The sequence below is a fragment of the Methylosinus sp. H3A genome (assembly GCF_015709455.1).
Taxonomy (GTDB): domain Bacteria; phylum Pseudomonadota; class Alphaproteobacteria; order Rhizobiales; family Beijerinckiaceae; genus Methylosinus.
Genome location: NZ_JADNQW010000003.1, coordinates 106,497 through 128,148, shown reverse-complemented (window position 1 = coordinate 128,148; position 21,652 = coordinate 106,497). Strand labels below are relative to the sequence as shown.

Annotated in this window: 20 protein-coding genes; 8 read left to right on the top strand and 12 right to left on the bottom strand. The window is 65.2% G+C overall.

From position 1 onward, the window contains the following. Position 1 precedes the first annotated feature (1 nt). From IY145_RS01500 to IY145_RS01490, 3 genes are all read right to left on the bottom strand, one after another. Positions 2 to 400 carry a helix-turn-helix transcriptional regulator gene (locus IY145_RS01500; RefSeq protein WP_196406613.1) on the bottom strand — a complete coding sequence of 133 codons (399 nt, stop codon included), beginning with the start codon at positions 398 to 400 and terminating at the stop codon, positions 2 to 4. Between the two features lie 146 nt (positions 401 to 546). Continuing rightward, entirely contained in the window at positions 547 to 1,200 is a 654-nt protein-coding gene (locus tag IY145_RS01495) for a sigma-70 family RNA polymerase sigma factor (protein WP_196406612.1), read from the bottom strand. A gap of 518 nt (positions 1,201 to 1,718) precedes the next feature. Then, positions 1,719 to 3,782 carry an ATP-dependent helicase gene (locus tag IY145_RS01490; RefSeq protein ID WP_196406611.1) on the bottom strand — a complete coding sequence of 688 codons (2,064 nt, stop codon included), beginning with the start codon at positions 3,780 to 3,782 and terminating at the stop codon, positions 1,719 to 1,721. A gap of 244 nt (positions 3,783 to 4,026) precedes the next feature. Between IY145_RS01490 and IY145_RS01485 the strand changes: the two genes are divergently transcribed. Genes IY145_RS01485 through IY145_RS01475 form a run of 3 tightly spaced genes read left to right on the top strand, consistent with a single transcriptional unit; the run spans position 4,027 to position 9,393 of the window. Next, a complete protein-coding gene (locus tag IY145_RS01485; RefSeq protein ID WP_196406610.1) occupies positions 4,027 to 4,779 on the top strand; it encodes an ImuA family protein in 753 nt (250 codons plus the stop codon). Continuing rightward, on the top strand, positions 4,694 to 6,217 hold the full coding sequence (locus tag IY145_RS01480; RefSeq protein ID WP_196406609.1) for a Y-family DNA polymerase: 1,524 nt from the start codon (positions 4,694 to 4,696) through the stop codon (positions 6,215 to 6,217). The genes IY145_RS01485 and IY145_RS01480 overlap by 86 nt, the downstream gene beginning before the upstream one ends. Further along, positions 6,214 to 9,393 carry an error-prone DNA polymerase gene (locus IY145_RS01475; RefSeq protein ID WP_196406608.1) on the top strand — a complete coding sequence of 1,060 codons (3,180 nt, stop codon included), beginning with the start codon at positions 6,214 to 6,216 and terminating at the stop codon, positions 9,391 to 9,393. Before IY145_RS01480 ends, IY145_RS01475 begins: the two co-directional genes overlap by 4 nt. Positions 9,394 to 9,590: 197 nt before the next feature. Here IY145_RS01475 and IY145_RS01470 read toward each other — a convergent pair whose 3' ends face one another. Continuing rightward, positions 9,591 to 10,559 carry a Rha family transcriptional regulator gene (locus IY145_RS01470; protein ID WP_196406607.1) on the bottom strand — a complete coding sequence of 323 codons (969 nt, stop codon included), beginning with the start codon at positions 10,557 to 10,559 and terminating at the stop codon, positions 9,591 to 9,593. A 507-nt stretch (positions 10,560 to 11,066) separates the two neighbouring features. Here IY145_RS01470 and IY145_RS01465 point away from each other — a divergent pair. The 3 genes from IY145_RS01465 (at position 11,067) to IY145_RS01455 (ending at position 13,386) form a co-directional block, all read left to right on the top strand. Continuing rightward, on the top strand, positions 11,067 to 11,756 hold the full coding sequence (locus IY145_RS01465; RefSeq protein ID WP_196406606.1) for a hypothetical protein: 690 nt from the start codon (positions 11,067 to 11,069) through the stop codon (positions 11,754 to 11,756). A 104-nt stretch (positions 11,757 to 11,860) separates the two neighbouring features. After that, on the top strand, positions 11,861 to 12,694 hold the full coding sequence (locus IY145_RS01460; protein WP_196406605.1) for a hypothetical protein: 834 nt from the start codon (positions 11,861 to 11,863) through the stop codon (positions 12,692 to 12,694). Positions 12,695 to 12,696: 2 nt separating this feature from the next. After that, complete coding sequence (locus IY145_RS01455; protein WP_196406604.1) at positions 12,697 to 13,386, top strand: hypothetical protein; 690 nt, start codon at positions 12,697 to 12,699, stop codon at positions 13,384 to 13,386. 96 nt (positions 13,387 to 13,482) lie between these two features. Here IY145_RS01455 and IY145_RS01450 read toward each other — a convergent pair whose 3' ends face one another. The 6 genes from IY145_RS01450 to IY145_RS01425 all read right to left on the bottom strand — a co-directional run bounded on the left by IY145_RS01450 (position 13,483) and on the right by IY145_RS01425 (position 17,462). Beyond that, positions 13,483 to 13,926, bottom strand: coding sequence for a DUF4326 domain-containing protein (locus IY145_RS01450; protein ID WP_196406603.1), 444 nt, complete (start codon positions 13,924 to 13,926; stop codon positions 13,483 to 13,485). 50 nt (positions 13,927 to 13,976) lie between these two features. Beyond that, on the bottom strand, positions 13,977 to 14,198 hold the full coding sequence (locus tag IY145_RS01445; RefSeq protein WP_196406602.1) for a hypothetical protein: 222 nt from the start codon (positions 14,196 to 14,198) through the stop codon (positions 13,977 to 13,979). A 70-nt stretch (positions 14,199 to 14,268) separates the two neighbouring features. Beyond that, positions 14,269 to 14,718: a hypothetical protein gene (locus IY145_RS01440; RefSeq protein WP_196406601.1), complete on the bottom strand. Its 450-nt coding sequence runs from the start codon at positions 14,716 to 14,718 to the stop codon at positions 14,269 to 14,271. 63 nt (positions 14,719 to 14,781) lie between these two features. Further along, the gene (locus IY145_RS01435; protein WP_196406600.1) at positions 14,782 to 15,360 is read right to left on the bottom strand and encodes a hypothetical protein; all 579 of its coding nucleotides are present in this window, start codon (positions 15,358 to 15,360) and stop codon (positions 14,782 to 14,784) included. 1,189 nt (positions 15,361 to 16,549) lie between these two features. Continuing rightward, entirely contained in the window at positions 16,550 to 17,002 is a 453-nt protein-coding gene (locus IY145_RS01430) for a coiled-coil domain-containing protein (RefSeq protein ID WP_196406599.1), read from the bottom strand. Positions 17,003 to 17,087: 85 nt separating this feature from the next. Then, entirely contained in the window at positions 17,088 to 17,462 is a 375-nt protein-coding gene (locus IY145_RS01425) for a hypothetical protein (RefSeq protein ID WP_024882062.1), read from the bottom strand. 404 nt (positions 17,463 to 17,866) lie between these two features. Here IY145_RS01425 and IY145_RS01420 point away from each other — a divergent pair, with 404 nt between their 5' ends. After that, the gene (locus IY145_RS01420) at positions 17,867 to 19,171 is read left to right on the top strand and encodes a MobA/MobL family protein (protein WP_196406598.1); all 1,305 of its coding nucleotides are present in this window, start codon (positions 17,867 to 17,869) and stop codon (positions 19,169 to 19,171) included. Between the two features lie 243 nt (positions 19,172 to 19,414). Here IY145_RS01420 and IY145_RS01415 read toward each other — a convergent pair whose 3' ends face one another. After that, positions 19,415 to 20,665, bottom strand: a complete 1,251-nt coding sequence (locus IY145_RS01415; RefSeq protein ID WP_196406597.1) for an IS701 family transposase — start codon at positions 20,663 to 20,665, stop codon at positions 19,415 to 19,417. Then, positions 20,610 to 20,987, bottom strand: a complete 378-nt coding sequence (locus tag IY145_RS01410; protein WP_196406596.1) for a hypothetical protein — start codon at positions 20,985 to 20,987, stop codon at positions 20,610 to 20,612. Before IY145_RS01410 ends, IY145_RS01415 begins: the two co-directional genes overlap by 56 nt. 77 nt (positions 20,988 to 21,064) lie before the next feature. On the opposite strand from IY145_RS01410, the gene IY145_RS01405 reads away from it, so the two are divergent. Continuing rightward, positions 21,065 to 21,646 (top strand): hypothetical protein, encoded by a 582-nt coding sequence (locus tag IY145_RS01405; protein ID WP_024882065.1) that lies wholly within the window; start codon positions 21,065 to 21,067, stop codon positions 21,644 to 21,646. Positions 21,647 to 21,652: the final 6 nt, after the last annotated feature.

Here is a 21,652-nt window from a genome sequence, read left to right as displayed (position 1 = left end):
ATCAGTCCTCGTCGGAAAGCCAGAAGGACCGGCGATCCTCGGCCATGTTCGAACCGCGAATGGCCTCCTCCCAAGTCCTCTGGCGACCGGTGGTCGGCGCAGCCTTTGCCTTGAACGCGGGCGTAGGTGCCATCTCGCGAGACGACCTCACGATGGATTCGAACCAGTCCATGGCCCTATCGATCTGCGCGGCTCCCAGGCGGGCGAAGCGCTTTGGTATCGTTGCCGGGTCGATCCGACCGGAGTTGATATCCGAGACCACCGATCGCGATATGTCGAGCCGATCGGCGAAGTCGCGCAACGACGTTCCGGCTTCCTGGAGCGCGGCGCGTAGGGTGACAATCTCGCCGACGAGAGGCTGCGCGGCTGCCGCGGCCTGCCTCGAGGCGAGCAGTTCCATGTCCATGATCTCGACCGCGTGGGCGCGGATCTCGTCCGCGAACTGAGGGTAACGACCCGTCCAGGCGTTGAGCAGCTCGGGAGAGATCGGGTCCGCGACCTGATGGAATTCGAATAGGACGTCGTCGAGTGTTTCGGATGCGCTTATCATTTGTTCGATCCCAAGAGTTCAAGGATCTGCCTTTCGGCCTTCTCGACCCAGTCCTGGACGGTTTTCGGCGTCTTCCCAAGCATTACTGCAATGCTCTCGTTCGGGTTGGAAGACGTGTAGCGAAAACCCAGGCGGTGCAGCTGGAAGGCCTTTCGTTGCAGATGCGGTAATTTCGCGATGGCGTCGGCGATTACGGCGTTGTCTTCCGGACTGAGTTGGTTCCAGTCCGGCGGCTCTGTCGCGATGCCCGTCTCGGGATCGACGGCCTCTTGCTCGATGACGTCGCGATCCTTGAGCGACGCCCTGATCCGATCCACCAATCGTTGGCGAAGTTTCGCGTGGAAGGCCGTCTCGAAGCCGACACCATCTGCCGCGGACGGCGTCAAGACCGCGACGGAGAGGATCTCTATGACCTCTTCGATGACCTCGCGCCCGCCATCGACCAGGTCCTGACGAACGCGTGGCCGAAGATAAGCTCTGGCCAGGTCCGTCAAATGCTTGAGGAGCTTGCCCCTCAGGCGATCGTGCCGCGGTTGGTCAAGCTTACGGCAGGCTCGGACCACCTCTTCGGGCCTTCGCGTTCCAAGACTGCCGGCATCGCTGAGCTCCTTCCATTCGGACCACCAATCGGCTTCCGAATTGTGCCTCATATCCAAGAACGCCCCCCTTGCTTCAGCGAGCGCCTGACCCTTTAGCGAACCGTCAGGCGGCCATCCGGTAGTTCTTGAACCATTTTTCGCCGACCGCCGGCAAGTTGCAAAGTGTCGTTGCTGAGCGCCATTCGCGCAATCAGATGCAGCGCTACATGCCGTTCAGCGACATCCTGGCTACTTTCGAAGAGCAACTTGATCGCCGGATCGTAGCCGACTCGGAACGGACGAGGTTATGCGGTCAACGTCAATGCCGCGACCGCTGAGCCAGTCAGTGGCCTACGCGTAACCGCCCAGATCTAAGATGACATTGCAACTGTCGCTAGGACTGGGGAAGACCAGTTCCAGAGCGAACTAACTACCCTGAACCGGACGCTCCCAGAGTCCGCAAAGGGTCAGGGGTGGGCGTATTCTTGGTTTCTTTCGGCTATGTCATTCCCGGAACTGAGCTTCATTCAGGAGTGGGTGCGCGCGGCATAGACGACGCGCTTTACCTTCGGCTCCGTCGCCGTCATCGCTCACCCCCACATCCCCCGCATCTTTGCACGCACATCGACCCGCAGCCCACCCCCGGCGAGACGCTCGCCCGCGGCCGCAGCGACCGGCCAGCTCACGCAGTCGAAATGCCGCAGCAGCTCCGCGGGAATGAAACGCGTGCGCGCGGCGTAGACATGCCGGTCGCCCTGCGCCGGCTGGCCATGGGTGAAAAAGCGCTGCGGCGTCACTAGGCGCAGGCTGTCCTTCGCGCGCGTCATCGCGACATAGAGCAGCCGACGCTCCTCCTCTATCTCCGCCGCCGTTCCCGTCGCGAGATCGGAGGGGATGCAACCGTCGACAGCGTTCAGCACGAAGACCGACTTCCACTCCTGCCCCTTGGCGGAATGAATCGTCGATAGGATCAGATAATCCTCGTCGCGCAGAGGCGGGCCGGCCTCGTCGCTCGTCGCGTCCGGAGGGTCGAGCGTCAGCTCGGTGAGGAAGCGCTCGCGCGAGGGATAGCAAGCTGCGATCTGCTCGAGCTGGACGAGATCGGCGAGGCGGCTCGGCGCGTCCTCGTGCAGCCGCTCGAGATGCGGCTCGTACCAGCGGCGCGCCGCTTCCATTTCCGCCGGCCAGCGCTCTCTCGCATGCAGAATTTGCAGCGTCGCGACGAGGCCGCGCCACTCCTCGCCGGCGCGCGGCGGCGACGGCGCCTCGGCGAGGCAGGCGAGCGGGTCCGGGCGCTCGATGAGGAAATCGAGAATTTTCTGCGCGGAGGAGGGGCCGACGCCGGGCAGGATTTGCAGAATGCGAAAGCCGGCGACGCGATCGCGCGGATTCTGCGCGAAGCGCAGCAAAGCGAGAACATCCTTCACATGGGAGCTGTCGAGGAACTTCAGCCCGCCGAACTTCACGAAGGGAATGTTGCGGCGCGCGAGCTCCAGCTCCAACATTGCGCTGTGATGCGAGGCGCGGAACAGAGTCGCCTGCTGCTTCAGCGTCATGCCGGCTTCGCGCGCCTCGAGCACACGCTCGGCGATGAAACGCGCCTGATCGCTCTCGTCGCGCACGGCGACGAGCTGCGGCCGCTCCGAGGAACGGCGCTCGGTCCAGAGGTTCTTGGCGTAGCGCTCGGCGGCGAGCGAGATGACCGCGTTGGCCGCGGCGAGAATCGGCTCGGTCGAGCGATAATTGCGGTCGAGCGTGACGATTTCCGCCCGCGGCGTGAAGCTCTTCGGAAATTCCAGAATGTTGCGCACAGTGGCGGCGCGGAAGGAGTAGATGGATTGCGCATCGTCGCCGACGACGGTGAGCCCCTGGCCCTTGGGCTTCAAGGCGAGCAGGATGGAGGCCTGGAGGCGATTGGTGTCCTGATATTCGTCGACGAGAATGTGATCGAAGCGGCCGCCGATCTCGTCTGCGAGGGCTTCGTCCTGCATCATCTGCGCCCAATAGAGCAGGAGATCATCGTAATCGAGCACATTCTGCGCCTGCTTCGCCTCGACATAGGCGGCGAATATGCGGCGCAGCTCGTCATGCCAGCGGGCGCACCAAGGGAAGGCGCCGAGCAGCGCCTGCTCGAGCGGGATTTCGGCGTTCACGGCGCGGGAGTAGATCGAAAGGCATGTGCCTTTGGCAGGGAAGCGGCTCTCGGTCTTCGAGAATCCGAGCTCGTGGCGGAGGAGATTCATCAGATCGGCGGAATCTTCGCGATCATGAATGGTGAAGGCGGGATCGAGCCCGATGGCGCCGGCATATTCGCGCAGCAGCCTCGCGCCGATCGCGTGAAACGTGCCGGCCCAGACGAGGACATCGCCGCCGCCTGTGGCGCCCAGCGCCTCGGCGCAAATGCGTTCGACCCGCCGCGTCATCTCGGCGGCGGCGCGGCGGGAGAAGGTCATCAGCAACATGCGCTGCGGATCGGCTCCCCGGACGATGAGATGCGCGACCCGATGGGCGAGCGTGTTCGTCTTTCCGGAGCCTGCGCCCGCGATGATGAGCAGCGGGCCGCCGGCGGAGGCCGACGAGCCGTCAGCAAGGCCGTGCTCGACGGCGCGGCGCTGTTCGGCGTTGAGCTTTTCGAGATAGGCGACGGCGGTCATGGGCGAATCGGCAGGGTGAGCGGGCCAGCGGACTGAACCATGATTCTTGTTTTGTTCGCAATGGCGGCGTATCACGAAAATCGAAGCTGCGGCCCCTCGAAATTGCTCGAGGCGCCACGAAGCGTTCGCGCGGCCTTCCTCGCAGAGAAATATCCGCAACCCCGTCCTCTTGACTCCCGACCTCGAAGGGGAGAACATTTAGAGAACATGACGTTGAACCCACACCCAGAGGTCGAGAAGGCGATTGCGGCACGAGCCCGCCATAGAGTCGTTGCGCGCGCAGATCGAGAAGATCGAAGGCCGGGCGCGGCGCGTCAAATCGGTCCTTCCGTTCGGAATCGCCGACATCGACGCGCGCCTTCCGGGCGGTGGTCTCCCCCTCGGCGCGCTCCATGAGATCGCTGGCGGCGGCAATGGCGCAGTGGACGGCGCGGCCGCGGCGCTGTTCGCCGCCGGGATCGCGACCCGCACGAAAGGCAAGGTTCTCTGGGTCATAACGCGATCCGACCTTTTCGCCCCGGCCCTCGCGCAAGCGGGCTTGGCGCCCGATCGCGTGATCTATGTCGAGGCCGGCAATGACAAGACAGTGCTCGCATGTGTCGAGGAAGGCTTGCGGCACGGCGGTCTCGGCGCGGTCGTCGGAGAAGTCGCGCGTCTCGACATGACCGCGTCCCGGCGTCTCCAGCTCTGCGCCGAGGGAAGCGGCTCGATCGGACTCGCGTTGCGGCGCTGGCGCCGGCAATCCGAAGCGGTCGACTTCGGTCAGCCGACTGCCGCGGCGACCAGATGGCGCGTCTCGGTCACGCCCTCGGCCGCTCTGCCGGTTCCCGGCGTCGGCCGCCACCGCTGGCTCCTGGAGCTGATCCGCGTCCGCGCCGGTGAAAGCGCGGATTTCGAAGTGGAGGCGTGTGATGGTTCGGGTCGTCTCGCTGTTCCTGCCGAGCTGGCCCACGGACCGGCTTCGACGGCAGGCTGGCGACGCGGCGCCGCCGGCTGAGACGCCGCTCGTCCTGATCGGTCACGACGGGAGGAGACAGGTGGTGCGGGCCGCGGACGCGGCGGCCATGGCTGCGGGCGCGCGCGTCGGAATGCCAGCCGCCAAGGCGCGGATTCTCGTGCAGGGTCTCGTCGTTCGAGATCACGACGCCGCGGCCGACGCCCAGGGCCTCGACCGTCTCGCGCTATGGGCGCTCCGACGCTACGCGCCGATCGTCGCCGCCGATCCCCCGGACGGCTTGGTGATCGACTCCACCGGAGCCGATCATCTCCACGGCGGCGAAGAAGCCATGCTCGCCGGCCTGATCGACAGGCTCTCCTCGTCCGGCGTGCGTGCGCGTGCGGCGATCGCCGACAGCTGGGGCGCGGCGCACGCCTTGGCTCGCTACGCCGCGCGGCCTGTGCTGATCGCGCCGCGCGGCCATGTGGGTTCCGTGCTGACGGGCCTCCCGCTCGCCGCGCTTCGCCTGCCTGCCGACATGGTTGCGGCGCTCCATGTTCTCGGCTTCGAGCGGATCGGCGATCTCCTCGCGCAGCCGCGCGCGCCGCTCACGCTGCGCTTCGGTCCGCAGCTCGGCCGCCGCCTAGACCAGACCCTCGGGATTCTCAGCGAGCCGATCGAGCCGATCCGACCCGACGAGCTGATCGAGGTGAAGCGCAATTTCGCGGAGCCCATCGGCGCGGCCGAGACCATCGCCCGCCATATCGGCGAGCTGGTCGTCCAGCTCTGCGCCGGACTGGAGGCCAAGGGGCTGGGCGCCAAGCGCCTCGACCTCATTTGTCACCGGGTCGACGATCGCGTGCAGGCGGTCCGTATCGGGGTCGCCATCCCGGTGCGCGACGTGAAGCGCCTCACGCGGCTGCTGACCGACAAGATCGACACGATCGAGCCCGGCTTCGGCATCGAAACCCTCAGCCTCGCCGCGACACTGGCCGAGCCCCTCGCGGAAAAGCAGACCCTGACCGCGATGGTCGATGACGGAGCGCCGGACGTGTCCGATCTCGTCGATACCCTCGTCAACCGCGTCGGTGAGCAGCGCCTCTACCGAGCTGCGCCGGTCGCCACCGAGACGCCCGAACGCTCGGTGCGCCGAATTCCGCCCATGGCGCCGGACACCGGCGAGACATGGCAAGGACGCTGGCCGCGGCCATCGCGGCTGTTGCCATCGCCCGAGCCGATCGAGACGATGGCCGCGCTGCCGGATCACCCGCCGATCGCCTTCACCTGGCGTGGCGTGAGGCGGCGCGTCCGCCGGGCCGACGGCCCCGAGCGCATCCGCGGCGAGTGGTGGCGGCGCGATGCCGAGCTGACCGCCGTGCGTGACTATTTCCGCGTCGAGGACGACGCTGGCGAACGCTATTGGATCTTCCGCTCCGGAGATGGCGAGGATCCCAACAGCGGCTCGCAGCGCTGGTTCCTGCACGGAGTGTTCGGATGAGCGGCCGAATCCGCTACGCCGAGCTGCAGGTCACATCGCATTTTTCGTTTCTGCGCGGCGCGTCATCCTGCGATGAGATTTTCGCCCAGGCGGCGCTTCAGGGCGTCGAAGCGGTCGCCGTGGTCGACCGCAACTCGCTGGCCGGCGTCGTGCGCGCATTCGAGGCCGCCAAGACGACCGGCGTGCGCCTGATCGTGGGCTGTCGCCTCGATCTCATCGACGGCATGTCGGTGCTGGTCTATCCGACCGACCGCGCCGCCTATGGCCGCCTTTGCCGGCTGCTGTCGCTCGGCAAGAAGCGCGGCGGCAAGGCGAAATGCATCCTCGAATGGGCCGATCTCGTCGCCTACGGCGATGGCCTTATCAGCGTCCTCGTTCCAGACGAGGCCGATGAGACCTGCGGCCTGCGATTGCGCCGGCTGCGCGACGCCTTCGGCGACCGCGCCTATCTCGCACTGACGCTTCGTCGACGCCCCAATGACCAGCTTCGGATCCACGAGCTGTCGACCATGGCCACGCGGATGCGCGTGCCGAGCGTCGTCACCAATGACGTGCTCTATCACGCGCCCGACCGGCGCATGCTGCAGGACGTTGTGACCTGCATTCGCCACGGCGTCACCATCGACGAGCTGGGCGATCGGCGCGAGCACGGCGACCGCTACATGAAGCCGCCCGAGGAAATGCGCCGGCTGTTCCCGCGCAATCCCGAGGCGGTCGCGCGCACGATCGAGATCGCGGCGCGTTGCCGCTTCGACCTCGGGGAGCTTTCCTACCAATATCCGGAGGAGCGCGACGATCCGACGCTCACCCCGCAGGAGACGCTGGAGAAGCTCGTTTGGGAAGGCGCGGAAACGCGCTATCCCGAAGGCGTGCCTGAGAGCGTCCAGGCGTCCCTGCGGCACGAGCTGGGCCTGATCGAGAAGCTTCGATACGCGCCGTATTTCCTCACTGTGAACAGCATCGTCCGCTTCGCCCGCTCCCGGGATATCCTCTGCCAGGGTCGTGGATCGGCCGCCAATTCCGCCGTCTGCTATGTGCTCGGCGTCACCTCGATCGATCCCGGCCGCAACGACCTCCTGTTCGAGAGGTTCGTCAGCGAGGAGCGCCGCGAGCCGCCGGACATCGATGTCGATTTCGAGCACGAACGGCGCGAGATCGTCATGCAGTGGGTGTTCGACACTTATGGCCGCGACCATGCGGCGCTTTGCTCGACCGTCATCCGCTATCGCGCCAAGGGCGCGATGCGCGACGTCGGCAAGGCGCTCGGCCTCACCCAGGATATCGTCGAAACGCTGTCGAGCCGTGTCTGGGAACAATCGGAGGGCGCCGAGGACGTAAACGTCGGCGCCCTCGGCGACCGGCGTTTGCGCCTGGCGCTCGACCTCGCGCGTCAGCTCATGGGGACGCCCCGGCATCTGTCGCAGCATCCCGGCGGATTCGTGCTCACCCAGGACAGGCTCGATGAGCTGGTCCCGATCGAGCCGGCCGCGATGGACGCGCGGCAAGTGATCGAATGGGACAAGGACGACATCGACGCCTTGAAGTTCATGAAGGTCGACGTGCTAGCGCTGGGGATGCTGAGCTGCATGAAGCGCGGCCTCGACATGCTTGCCGATCACAAGGGAATCCATCTCGATCTCGCCGCCATCCCGGCCGAGGACCCGCGCACATATGCGATGATCCGGCGCGCCGACACGCTCGGAACCTTTCAGATCGAGTCCCGCGCGCAGATGTCGATGTTGCCGCGGCTGAAGCCGCGGACCTTCTACGATCTCGTCGTGCAGGTCGCGATCGTCCGGCCGGGACCGATCCAAGGCGACATGGTCCACCCCTATCTGCGCCGCCGGGAAGGGCTGGAGCCCGTCGTCTTCCCGAAGCCGGAGCTCGAAAAAGTGCTCGGCAAGACCTTGGGCGTCCCGCTCTTTCAGGAACAGGCCATGCGCGTGGCGATCGAGTGCGCCGGCTTCACGCCCGGCGAAGCCGACATGTTGCGCAAATCCATGGCCACTTTCAAATTCACCGGCGGCGTCTCCGGATTCAAGCAGAAGCTGATCGAAGGAATGGTCGACCGCGGCTATGAGCGCGACTTCGCCGAGCAAACCTTCCGTCAGCTCGAAGGCTTCGGCTCTTACGGGTTTCCGGAATCGCACGCGGCCTCTTTTGCGCTCATCGCCTATGCCAGCGCCTGGCTGAAATGCTGGCATCCCGATGTGTTCTGCGCGGCGTTGCTGAACGCTCAGCCCATGGGCTTTTATGCGCCGGCCCAGATCGTCAGGGACGCGGTCGCGCATGGAGTCGATGTGCGGCCGGTCTGCGTCAACGCCTCGCGCTGGGATTGCGCGCTGGAGCCGACCGAGGACGACAGCCGCTTCGCGGTGCGCCTCGGCCTGCGCATGGTCAGGGGTCTCGCCAACGCCCATGGCGGCGCCATCGTCGCCGCACGCGCCGACCGGCCCTTCGCCTCGGTCGACGATCTCTGGCGGCGCGCCGGCGTCCCTTCCGCCGCTCTGGTCCATCTCGCCGAAGCCGACGCCTTCCGTCCGGCCCTGGGGCTCGCCCGCCGCGAGGCGCTATGGGCGATCAAGGCGCTGCGGGACGAGCCGCTGCCGCTCTTCGCCGCCGCCTCCGCGCGGGAGGCGGAATTCGTGCCCGAGGTGAGCGAGCCGGTCGTGACATTGCGACCGATGACGGCGGGCCGCGAGGTCGTCGAGGACTATGGCCATGTCGGACTGACATTGAGGGCGCACCCGCTCAGCTTCCTCCGCGAGGATCTCCGGCGCCGCGGCATCGTCACCTGCGCCGAGGCCATGGCGGCGCGCGACGGCCGCTGGCTGGAAGCCGCCGGCATCGTCCTCGTCCGCCAGCGTCCAGGCAGCGCCAAAGGGGTCATGTTCGTCACCTTGGAGGACGAGACCGGCATCGCCAATCTCGTGATCTGGGCGAAGGTGCTCGAGGCGAACCGGCGCGCCATCCTGTCGGCCGGCATGATGGCGGCGTACGGCCGCGTGCAGCGCGAGGGCGACGTCGTTCATCTGGTCGCGCAGCGCATCGCGGACCTCTCGGCCGACCTCGCCAGCGTGGGCCGCCGGGACGAGACGTTTCCTTTCCCGCATGGCCGGGGCGACCAGCTCCGCAGCCGGGGCTCGATACGAGTGAAAAGCCGGGATTTTTGCTGATGGAATCTCTACAGCCGCCTCGCCGCGACGGCTGCGTCGAAATAAGTCGACGCAGCCGCCAGGGTCGAGCGCGCATCAGCAATTTTGGAGCGCGGATGTCTCCTCGACGGGCAGGATGACCCGCGCGCCGAGAAGCTGGAAAGCTGCAGAGAACCACTCGCCCTTCTGGTTCGGTGACGTGATCTTTTTTCGAAAGATCAATGTCCTCGCCGCGGCAAGCCGACCGTGAGCTGCTGGTCCGCGGCTTGGGCGGCGCTCGAGATCACCCGTTCGAAATTATGGAACGCCGGTATTTCCTCGAGACCCGTTCCCGGCGAGACCGACTCTCGGAAGGACCGGAAGTAGCTCTCGAGCGTCTTGATCTGATAGGAGAGGGCGACTGCATCGCTCTTCGCTGCGATGTCGTAGGGAAAAAGACCGCCGGGACCGGCGGGCCACGCAGTGTTGAGCTGGCGACGATCGAACGCGAGCGCATAGAGAGCCGCTTCCGTGATTGCTTCGCGCTCGGTCGGCCCACCGCCGAAATCGACGGTGACGAACCCTTTGGCCAGCGGAGGAAGACGCCCGAGGGCGGCGTCCTTATTGCCGATCCCGAGCGCCTCGCAGGATTCTTTCGCGAGCAGCGGGAAGCGCCTGTCGCCGGTGTAGGGGATATTTCCGACGAACAGGATCTTGAGCAGGTAGTCCGGGCTGATGAAGTCGCCGGAGAAGATATCCTTGAATCGCCGGCGGCAATGCTCGAGGAATTCCGCCGACGCGGGTACGGGCTCCTCGGAGCCGACGGCGCGCTGGAGGCCGAGCTCGGTCTCCATAGCGTTGAAGGCGTCGATATATTTTATTTTCCACCCCAACGCTTCGTCGCCCGTGAAGCCGAAAGCGAGAAGCGTAAAACCGTCGCGGGTCATGGCGAACGAGCGAATGGAGTGACCCGGCACTGTCGGGTGAGGGAGCGACGTCTCCATAAACCATTGTTTCTGCACATCCCTCAATTTTGAGGACTGGAGCAGCCCATCGATGTCGCGCAGGACATTATCGTGTCGTTTGCCGAACACATCGGCGACTTGGCGACTGTCCGCGAGCACGGCGCCATCCGCGATGGAGACGAGACTTTCGACGGGCAGGTTTTCCACCGGACCGCCGGCATCGTGGTTTTGATGATTTGACATTTTCCACCTCGCATTTGAAATCACGGCTGTTTTCCGAACAGCCGCTCTGCGCCCGGGGCTGCGCCCAGGCGCCGCGAGAATCAGCTTGCGAGTGGTGTGCGCGAATATGAAGCGCCGCGGCGGCCGGAAATTCGCGCCAAAAAAATTATCGGACCGCGCCGCGCGCGCCGAATTCCACGCCGGCGGCCCCTTCAAATTCAACTTCTGCGTATTTTTCTGCGCGTCAGCGCGCCTTGCGTGTGATGTTCGCCGGTTCGGTTCTGAGCGCCCCGGAGGGGCGTCCGGCACCAACGGTGCAATGGTCCATAATGGTTGTTTTTACCGTCCCGTTGCTGTCCCGGGTCTGTCTCGAAGGCGTCTCGGAAGCGTCCCGCTCGGCGGGGGCGTCAGCAAGAAGCGGGCCGCGATGGCGGCCGGAGCGCGGGACGCGCTGCTTCTCATTCGCGCAGACGCGACTCACGGTGACCCGTCAAGAGCGAATTTGCAAGCCGCGGGGGTCAGTGCGCGATGCAGAAGAAGACGGAACGGGTTCTCGGGCTGATCGCCCGGCCGGCGAATCGATCAGCGCTGTTCTGGTGGATGCTCGAAAACCACGATCGGATCGCTGAGGCGTCGAGCGGAACGCGAATGGACTGGCGGGGTTTGTGCGCGGAATTCGCGGCGATGGGAATGGGCGACACGACGGGCAAGCCGGTGTCGGAGGCGAACGCCCGAAAAACCTGGTTCCGGGCGCGGCGTGAAAAGCAGCGGCGCGACGAAGCGACGAGAGCGAGCGAGGCGGCGCGGGTAGCGGCCGCCGAGGTGCGAAAGAGCTACCCGTCACGACAACCAGCGGACTTGCGGCCAATGGTCGCGACGAATGGCGCGGCGAGCGCGGTCGCGAGCAGCGCCGGGGGCGGCCGCGTGCTCGCCCTGCCGAAAGCGGGGGCGCCTGGGGTTCGCGAGGGGCTGGTGCGACATCCGATCGAGCCCCAGCGGGCGGTGCAGCAACGTGTCGCGGCCGAGGCGGACATTCGCACACGCATGAGCGAGATCGGGAAGGACGGGCGTCTGACGCCGCGCGCGATCGAACTGACAATGGCGTGGAGCGGGATGCAGGCGCGCCGGGCGGACAAGTGGACGGGCTTAGCGCAGGGACTGCTCGTCCTCGAGGACGAGGTGCTTCTGGTCGAGTTCGAAACGGCGAGGCAGCCATGACGAAGGGACAAAAAAATCCGAGTTCATATTCGCGCAGGGTCGGCCGACGTTTGCGGCGTCGGCGCGGCCAAGACGGCGGCGGTCGAGAAGCGGAGGCTATCACCATGGCAAAGGTCGAAAACCAAATCGAAGACACGGGAGCCGCGGTCACTGGCGCGTCGAAGGCGGGCGAGGCGGCCGCGCTTCCCGTGCTGATCATGATGCTGGGCCGGGGTCGAGTCGGGAAGACGGCGACGGCGACGACGCTCATTCAATACTATCGGTCGGCGGGCGGGCAGTTGCAGGTCTGGAATGCGGACCAGCAAAACGAGACGCACAGCCTGTCGCGTTTTCATATGGACGCGCTCGAACCGCGCCCGGGGAGCACCTTCGAGGACCGAAAGCGCTGGCTGGAGGATCGGATTCAGGATCAGAGTCGGGGGCGATTTCACGCCTTGATCGACTTTCCCGGCGGGGATTCGACCGTGCTGAAGCTGGCGCAGGAGACGCGTCTCGTTCGATTGCTGAAACGCATGGGCATTCGGCCGGTGGCGGTTCATGTCGTCGGGCCGGAGAAGGCCGATCTCGATTATCTGCGACATATGGCGGCGGCCGATGTGTTCATGCCCGAGGCGACGCTCATCGTTTTGAACGCGGGGCTCGTTCAGTCGGGTCAGTCGATCGCTCAGTCGTTTGCGGAGATCATGACGGATAGCGTCGTTCGGGACGCGGTTTCGAAGGGCGCGGTGGTGATCACCATGCCAGCGCTTCCGTGCATGTCGGAGATCATGGATCTGGGGATCTCGTTCCGCGACGCTGCGGATGGGAGGTTCGAGGGCGACGAGGAGCTGCTGTCGCTGTTCGATCGTGCTCGGACGGAGATTTTCTTGGAGGAGGAGCTTGCCGAGGCGTTGAGCGGGATTCCGCTCGCATGGACGCCCGCGGCGAAGGAGGCTTGATCATGTTGGATCACAGCAATCGGTCGGGAGGCGCTCAGGCGTCCGAGGCGGCGACGATTACGGAGCCGCTCGAAGGCGCGATCCGCGAGGTCGAGCAGGCGGCTCACGGCTGGGGCGTTCGGACGAACCATCCAGAGGGCCGGTTCATCGCGGTGTTCATGGCGGCGCTGCGGGCGCTCGGGTCGCTCGTTGCGGGATCGGTGGCCGAAATGCGGGAAATTGTTCGTGGCGCGCAGAGCGCGACGGATGCGGAGATCGCGCGGCTTCGAGAGGCGAACCGGATGGCGGCTCTGGCGATCCGGCAGGCGGAAGTGGTGCAGGAGACGATCGTCAGCAACGTCTGCAAGGACTTGGTGAAGAATCTGACGAGCGAGTCGCAGCAATGGCTGGTGCTGGCGGAGAACAATATCCACCGTCGCCGGACGCGCATTTTCGCGATGAAGATGAGCGCGGCGGCGCTGGCGCTGCTGAGTGTGAGCTTCTGGTCCGGCTATCAGATTCGCGTCTTGCAGGACGAGCCGGCGCTGCAATCACTGGCGCGTTGCGCGAAGACGCCGATGCGGGTGGCGATACAGGGTCAGCCGACGGGTGACTGGGTGTGCAAGCTGGAGACGCTGGCTCCGCGGGAGTGGCGAGATTTGCCGGACGAGCTGAAGCGTCGGTGGCTGACATGGTGGCCGTTTTCGGGCTGAGGCCGAGCCGGCGGGTCTGACACGGATGCGGGGCAGATGCGCGGCGCGTGTCTGCCCCTCTCCTTTTTTCCGTGCCCGGCGCTTCGCCGGCGCGGTTCAAACACATGTGAAGGTGAGAATTCTCTCGATTTGCGCCTTGATGAGATCGCCATGGCACGGCTTGTCGAGCGGGGCGCCGTGACACCAGCACATGAGGATGAGGCGCTCGCCGGCGCGCACGCGCTCGGCGAGCTTTTCGGTCGCGGCGGACATCGGCCCGCCGCGCGCGATGTCGGCGTCGTATTTCTTCTTGTAGAGCTTGATGACTTCGGCGCGGCGGGCGTCGTCGCGGTGATTTTGGAGAATGAAGGGATTGCCGAGGATCGGATTGCATCTGTCGATATCGACGACGGTTTCGCCGGGGCGCGGCTTCGCGGCGGCGCCCTTGCGCTTGTTGCCGAGGCGGACGCTCCCCGAAGGGGCCCGGTTTTGGTCGGGTGCGGCGGCCGCGGGGGAGGCGTCTCGATCGGGGAAGGCTCGTCGGGAATCGCGGGCGTTCATTCGCGCGTCTCCTGTCAGAGTAGCGAATCCGAAGCGCTGCGGGCGCTCGGTCATTCGGGGTCGGGAGGCTTCTGTCTGACGCGGCGATAGGAGCCCTTGCCTTTTTTCGGCGCGACGATTTTGGGGCGGGCGTCGAGAGCGATCTCGGCGCCGGCGTTGGCGGCGCGTCGGCGCAGGGCGCGGGCGGCCTGGTTGATCGGGCGGGCGATGGGCCGGCGGGAGAGAGGCATAGCGATTACTTTCGTGGTGGCGACGCGAGCGGTGAGCTGCATGGGTCGCTCTCCTCGTCGGGTGGATACGTCATTGAAATGCGGAAGCCTTGCGGCTCCCGCACATTTTACGTCAAGCGTCGAAGGCGGCGATTTCGGCGTCGGGCGATTTTCGCTCCACGGGCTCGGCGCCATCGGCGGCTTTCACGAACTGGGCGACAAAGGTGAAGCTCGTTCCCGAATTGCCATTGAAGGGCTTCCAATAGCCGCGCAGGTCGAGCGTTGCGCCGATCGCATATCCGGCGACGATCGCGTCGAATTCGTCGCGGCTCATGTGATCGGGGGCATACCAGACGGCGCGGGCCTCGCGGCCGTTCGGCTGGTCGCCATAGAAATGGACGGCACGGTCGCCGGCGATGGTGAAGCGGGCCTCGGGGTGATCGGTGAGGGTGACGCGGAGGGCGTCGCGGGAACGCAGGAGGCGACGGGTGTGGTCGGCGGCGATGGCGTCGGCGCGGCGGCGCTGTTCCTGCTCGCGCTGCTCGGCTGCGTTCGGGCGGCGGAGCTTGGTGAAGTCGAACATGTCGTTCTCCATCGAGATCACGAGAGAGGGAGGCGGGGACCTTTCGATCCCCGCCGCTCGGGCTCAGCCGAAGGCTCCCAATTCGGCGGCGGCGGACTTACGCTCGACGCTTTCGGTCTCGCTGTGGGCGACGTAGGGCTTCCAATCTTCGCCGGTGATTTGGAGATAGGCCTCGACGGCTCCCTCGGCGGCGGCGAGGAGGGCGTAGGCCTGGATGGCGAGATCGGCGGCGAACTGGCGAGCGCGCTGGGCCTTGGACTCGAAGCCGGCAGGTGCGTCGCGATCCTCGTCGCGGGCTTCGTTGGCGAGCTTGGCGGTGAGGGTTCGGGCCTCCGTCACCTTTTCGGAGTAGAAGCGTCCGGCTCCCTGGGCGGAAGCGACGTAGGTTCCGACGAGGCGCTGAAAGTGCATCTTGGTGGCGGTCTCGTTGAGCGCTTCGTCGAAGGCGGTCCAGGTCTTGCGGAGCAGCGTGTCGTGGGCTTCGCGGATCCCGGAAAAGTCGGGCACGGAGAGGGCGAAGGCCGCGGCGACGTTTGTCGCGATCGCGTCGTTGGGGCAGAGGAGGCGCGCGCTCTCGAGGGAGATCGGGGGACGAGCGGGCTTATTGCGTTTCGCAGCGGACGTTTGGGGACGCTTGGTCATGATCGTGATCCTGATTTTCTGGGCCGGGGGTTTCGCCGGCCCGATGCCGGTTTGTTCCCCTCGGTGCGGTCCCTGAAAGCCTGGCCAAGAGAGCGGGCCTGCACCCGCGTCCGGCGCCCATCGGGCGGCGGCGCGGGCCGTAGCAAAGCGGAGGACGGCGAGACGCCGACTTTTTTGCTTCGCGATGCAAAGATGTCCGGGGCAAGGAAAAGAGATCCGGCGCTTGCGCCGGTCAAAAAATGAACTGCCCCGGCATCGGCGGAAAAAAGTCGGGGGCCGCCGTTGCGGGGCCGGTCGGCCAGGCTTAGGGACGCAACAAAACCGAGGGGGCAAACCGACGTATCGGGCCTGCCGAGCGAAACGCCCCCAGAGAAATCATGCGATCGTCGAGACCGAGCGTGATCTCCCGAACGCCGCGACTGCGAGCCGCATCCCGCCGAACCTTCGATCGACCGGAGCGCGCCGACGACTGCCGACGCGCGCGACGAACCGTCGATTGCCGCGGCCTCGGCCTCGATTCCCCGCCGACCACCCGCGGCCCATGACGCGCGCCGCGACCGGACCGCCCACAGCGCTCGACGACTCCGCCGACCCAGCACATCAGCGCATCGGACGGACCGAGGCGCGCACTGCCGGGAACCCGCTTTCTCGGAGACAGCGACGAGGCTTCCACCCCGACAGCGCGCTCGCCATCGACAGCGACGAGGTCGCGCCCGCCGTGCGAGAGACCCTTGGCCAGCGCTCGCCTTCGCGCCGAGCCATGCAGGGCTACGCCTGCCGCCGACCGTGGAGCCGTCTCGCCGATCGCATCGGCGGGATTTTGAAGGCCCACGGCGCCGCGAGATCGCGGCGAGCGCAAATCCGACGCGCTTCCGATGGGGCGCCCGGCCCGAGCGGCGGGATTGAAAGGCACCCGCCTCTCCGCACGCCCGCCTCTTCATAGTGAGGGAAGCGAATCTTCGTTCTGAAAACCGCATGCGGACGCATGTGCGGAAACTCGTCCGCGCGCGGGAGCGCGCTGGGGAGAAACAGCCGTCGTCAGGCCTTTGGAATGCAGGGATTGTTCGCGCGTCGGATCGGTTCGCGAGAAAGCGATCGTGACCGGAACGGCCGAGACGTCGCTTGCGACGGCTCGGTGAGCGCCGCGCGCGGCGCGAGTAGAGCGCGGTTCCGATTTATCGGAATTCGCCTATTGGTGGAGAATCGGAGCGGCCGGAATGAATCTCGTGAGGGCGGCCACGGCTCCGACGATGGTTCCGACCAAGACGAGGGTCTGAAATCCGATTGCGCCGATGACCCATTTGAGGGTGTTGGCGTTTGTCTCGGTGATTTTCCGATCGAGGCCTTCGATTTTCAGCTCGAGGCGATGCTCCACGCCGTCGATTTTCTGATCGAGGCGACGCTCTGTGGCTTCGAGGTCGGACTTCAATTCGCCGATCTTGAGCTCGAGGCGGTGCTCGACGCCGTCGATTTTCTGGTCGAGCTTATGTCCGGTAGCCTCGATTTTCTGATCGAACTTATGGCTGGCGGCCTCGACATCGGCTTTGGTCGCGGCCTGAGTGTCAACCAATTCGGCGAGCGCCGAGACTTGCTCGACGGAGAAGCCAGAGGCCTGGAGTTTGAGAATTGCTGCAGCGCTCATGGTGTAAATCCTATCATGGACGGAGAGATAGAAGAAGGGGGCGGCGAGACGAGGACGCGGCGTATTTGCCCGGGATTTCGGGGGGTCATCCCCAGCCGACATGGGTCGCTCCGGCTTCCTTGCTTTGTTGGACGAGGATGGCAAGCTCATGGAGCCGTCGATTGAGGTAGCCCTCAGAGCGACCGCAATCGATAACTATGAGCTGGCCGGGCATTTCGTCGACCGTCACGGGAATTTCCGCGGAAGGGCGTCCGGTGGATTTCCGTAAAGCAGCGGTGAGACGGCCGAGGAAAGCGGCAATGGGTTGTGGGGGCGCGGACCACAGGTCTTCGAATCCTAAGATGGAGAGAAGATCGAAAGCGTTCGCGTTGGAAAGTTCGAAAGTCCCGTTCTCGGCTCCGGCGAGGACGTACCGTTCGGCAACGGCGTCGAAGACGTAGGGATAGAAGCTGACGGTCATGATGGGCTCCCGCGGTTGAGGAGAGAGCTTGTCGAAGATCGAAGCGTCTCCTGTTTCGTTCGGGACTATTCCTCGAACACTTTCCCGCTGAGCCGCCGTCGGGGCGCGGGGGCAAGGGGCGCGCTTTGCGCGCCTCGACTTGCCCTTGCGGCCGCGCCCCGATGGTGGCAATCGAGTTTTCACCTTTCTTCTTCAGGCGATTACGGCATTTTGTGCTCGGCGATTGTTCGCGGCGTAGCGCGCGGACGACCGGCCGCAGCAGGAGTCGCGGTCGGCCGCGCCAATCGGCCGAGTTCGAATTTCGATTTTCTCGCGTCGAGATTCGCGCCGATTTCGCGGAGCCTCTCGGACGCGCGTCGGAATTTCCGGCACGGGCTGGAGCGACGCGCGACGAGGAATTCGAAATGGCGATACATTTTCTTAACGTCGGCTCGGTTCGGCGGTCCGAAGGGCGCAGTGTGATTTCGGCGGCGGCGTATTGCTCGCGATCGAGGCTGAAGGACGCGAAGACACTTCGCGAGGTGGACTTTTCCGCCGGGAGCGACCTCATTCATTCGGAGATCTTGCTGCCTCTCGGCGCAGATGCTCGGTGGGCTGAGCGAGAGATCCTCTGGAACGAAGTCGAAGCAGTCGAGACGCGCAGCAATGCGCAGCTCGCGCTAGAAATCGAGGCGGCGCTGCCCGAAGCTCTTCCTGCTGGCGACGAGGTGGGGCTCTGCAGGGAATTCGTGACGCCGCTCTTCGTCGAGCGCGGACGGGTGGTGGACGTGAACCTGCATCGGGCGGTAGGCGCCGATGGACATACGCGCGTGTATCTTCATGCCCTGTTGTCGATGCGCGAGATCGGGTCGGATGGTTTCGGGAAGAAGCTGGACGATTGGCATGGGCCGAAGCTCCTCATGCAATGGCGCGAGCGCTGGGCGATGCTCTCGAACAAATATCTTCTCGCCGCGGGCCGGGATCGGTTGATCCGGGCGGGCGCGGACGCGGCGCGCGGCCGAGAGCTCGAACCACTTTTCGACGACGCCGAAAGCGAGCGCCTGGCGGAGAACTATGAAATCGCGTGGCGCAACGGCGAGCGACTGCTCGGTGAACCCGACCTGGCGCTGCGTGCATTGACGCGCGCGGGCGCGACATTCACGTACGGCGAAATGATCGCGTTCGTGAGCAGAAACACAGCCGGAAAAGAGCAGTTCGACACGGCGCTGGCGCGCGTGGAATGTTCGATCGGGCTGGTCCGGCTCGCGGACGGCGAAAGTTTCAGCACGCGCAGCCTCGCCGCGACAGTGCAATGCGCATCCGACGAAAGCAGAGTCGCCGCCGCGGCTTCGGGCGGCGTCGACACGACGGAGACGGGCAGGACGTTGGCGGAGGCAATCTCGCAATGGGAGCGAGCGGGACTGCGGCTCCGCGGAGTAGGCTTGACATATGAGACGGCGAAGGCGTTCGAGAAGAAGTCGGGCATCAAGAGCGTCGGGGTCCACGGGCTGCTGGGCCGATGGAAGAAGAAGCAGGATCGGCTGGCGGCGACGGACGTGCTGGTCGTGAATGACGCCCAAGGCTTGAGCGCACGCCAGAAGGAATGGATGTTGCGGGCGACGCGCGCAGCGCGGTCGAAGCTGGCGTTGGTCGATGGGGCGCGCGTGCTCGAAATCGACGGCGGTGCGACCGGCTTGAGCCCGGAAGAAATGACGGCCGTGAGCGGTTGACGCCAAGGCCCGCCGCCGCACATGTTTCGAACGAAAGCGAATTTCAGACCAACAATAAGCAATTGGAGCGAATTATTCATGAGCGCCCGAATTAACATTACAGTTGCTTTTTGAGATGGGCTCGCCTTGCTTCGGCTTGGTGCGCTCGTCGCCATAACGACCATGCGATGACGAACTCGGGACGAATGCGTTTTCGTGCGAGACGCGTGGCGATGCGTCGGATTTCCTGCATCGACCAGCGGATCAGTTCGCCGTCGATCGAGGCCGCGCAGTTTTTGTCGTCATTGCACGCCGGATCTTTTTGGGGGACGGCGTCGCCGGTCCATTGGCGTGAACACGTATCGTCGCCATCATGGCGAAAGCCAGCATGACGAGCGAGACATGACGTCGCCATCCATGCCATGAGCGCGTTTCGTTGTGATCGAGGCCCAGCTCGTTCTTGGCGGTTTCGAAACTATCCTCGATCGCCCACCGATGCCCTTCGATTTTCGCCAGCGCTTCGATCGTCGTTCCGCTCGGCGCCCATGTCGTGAAGAAGGCGAGATCGCCATCGGCGATCTTGCGGCGGATCAGCAATCCGCGCGTCCAGACCTGGCCGCCCTGCGCCTCATTGTAATCGCCGCCGGAGAGATCGGCGAGCTCGAGGTAGACCCAATCATGCAGCCGCTCGCCTTTCGTTCCAGAGCCGGCCGAAAGACGCTTCCAAGCGGACAGCGGCAAGCGGTCGGCAATCTCTTTCGCCGTGCCCGCGACGGCGCTCGGCTTGCCCCAGGAGTAGAACGTGTCGTTGGATTTGACGCCCAGCACATAGCCTTTGCCGGCGCGCCGCAACGCCATCTCGATGTCGCCGACTCCGTAGACCGTGTCGGCGGCGACGAAGGAGAACGGAACATTCGCGGCGATCGCGCGCTCGATCATGGCGAGCGCCAACGCTGGCTTGGTGGCGAAGCCGCCATTGGCGCTGTCGATCAATTCCTGCGGGACATGCGCCTTCGTCATACGTTCTTTGTCGCCCGTCCAGCTCTTCGGCAGATAGAGCTCGCGGTCGATGAAGGCATGGCCGCGATGCGACACATAGCAAGCGAAAACGCCGATCTGGCAATTCGTGATCTTTCCCGCCGAGCCCGTGTATTGCCGCGCGACGCCGCAGGATGCCTTGCCCTGCTTCAGAAAGCCCGTCTCATCGACGACAAAGACCGCATCGTCGTCGGCCAACGTCTCCAGCGCATAGTCGCGCACGATGTCGCGCAACGCATCGGCGTCCCAACGTCCCCGGCCCAGAACGGCCTGCTGTCGCCACGGCCCCGGATCACCGGCGGCCTCCGCCCGCATCCAGCCCGTCTTGCGTCGTTCTTCGCCGAGCAGGCCGTCGAGGAAAGCTTCTGCCGATCGCGCCACGCGGTCTTGCGTGAACAACGGATGCATCCGACGTTTCACATCACGCAGCGACGACGCCCACAACTCCAGCGTCGTCTCGATCGAAGCTCCCGCCATCCCATGATCCCCAGGCCGAATCATGGTGGCCCAGTGAGTCAGAAGTCATTGTAATATGCAACTGTAATGTTAAGCTGACTGATATCGATCGCCCTCGGGAGCCGTTGGAGGTCGAGGTGGTGGAATCGAACACGCAGATCATGATGGTTGCCGTTCCGGGCACGGTCATGAAATTCGAGTTGCGGCGGTCGCGCGACGGCGCCGCTTTCGAAGGGGCGATCGGCGGGCGGTATTTCCGCTGCGATCCGAGCGCGTCCACGACGAGCGAGAGTGCGAGCGCGGCGACGAAGGGAATAAAAGTCGCATCGACGTGACTTTTCATCTTATTATCAATGTGTTGCCGTTGTATTCCGACGCCGCGTCTGGTTTGATGAGACGATCCGCAACAGGAGAGTGGCCATGCGCATCGAATTGACGCCCGGCATGACGAACGTCGTGCGCTTTCCGATCGAGCGGCGCGCAAAGCCGTCGATGGAGCTCGTGCGCGATATCGCGCCGGATTCGCGAGAAGTCTCCTTGGTGATCGAGTCGTTCGGATTCGACGACGACATCGATGGCATTCGCGACGCGGCCGACCAGGACATGGCGGATGACATCGCGCAGAAGGGGGCTCGCCTGTCGAGCACGCAGCGACAGGCGGAGCTGGACCGGCTGCTGCAGCCGATCGTCGAACGCGCGGTGTCGCTGTGCCGTGATGCGCATGACGCGTCACTGGCGGCGGTGAAGGCGCAACGCCAGGTGGTCGAGGCGCAGTCGGAAGGTGGCTATTGGCTGACCCCGCTCAGCGAGCAGGCGTCGGCGCGGACCTTCTACGCCGCGCGCCTGCTGGTCGACGCGCATGTGGCGTGTCAGCGCGCTGCGGGCGCGTCGCGCGCGATCGAGATCGCGAAGCGCGGCGAGACCTGGGCGCGGTTCGACTTGCACGCGGAAGCGCATGCGTTGTGCGCCGACGAACTCGCGGCGAGGACGTCCGGCGGCTGATGCCTT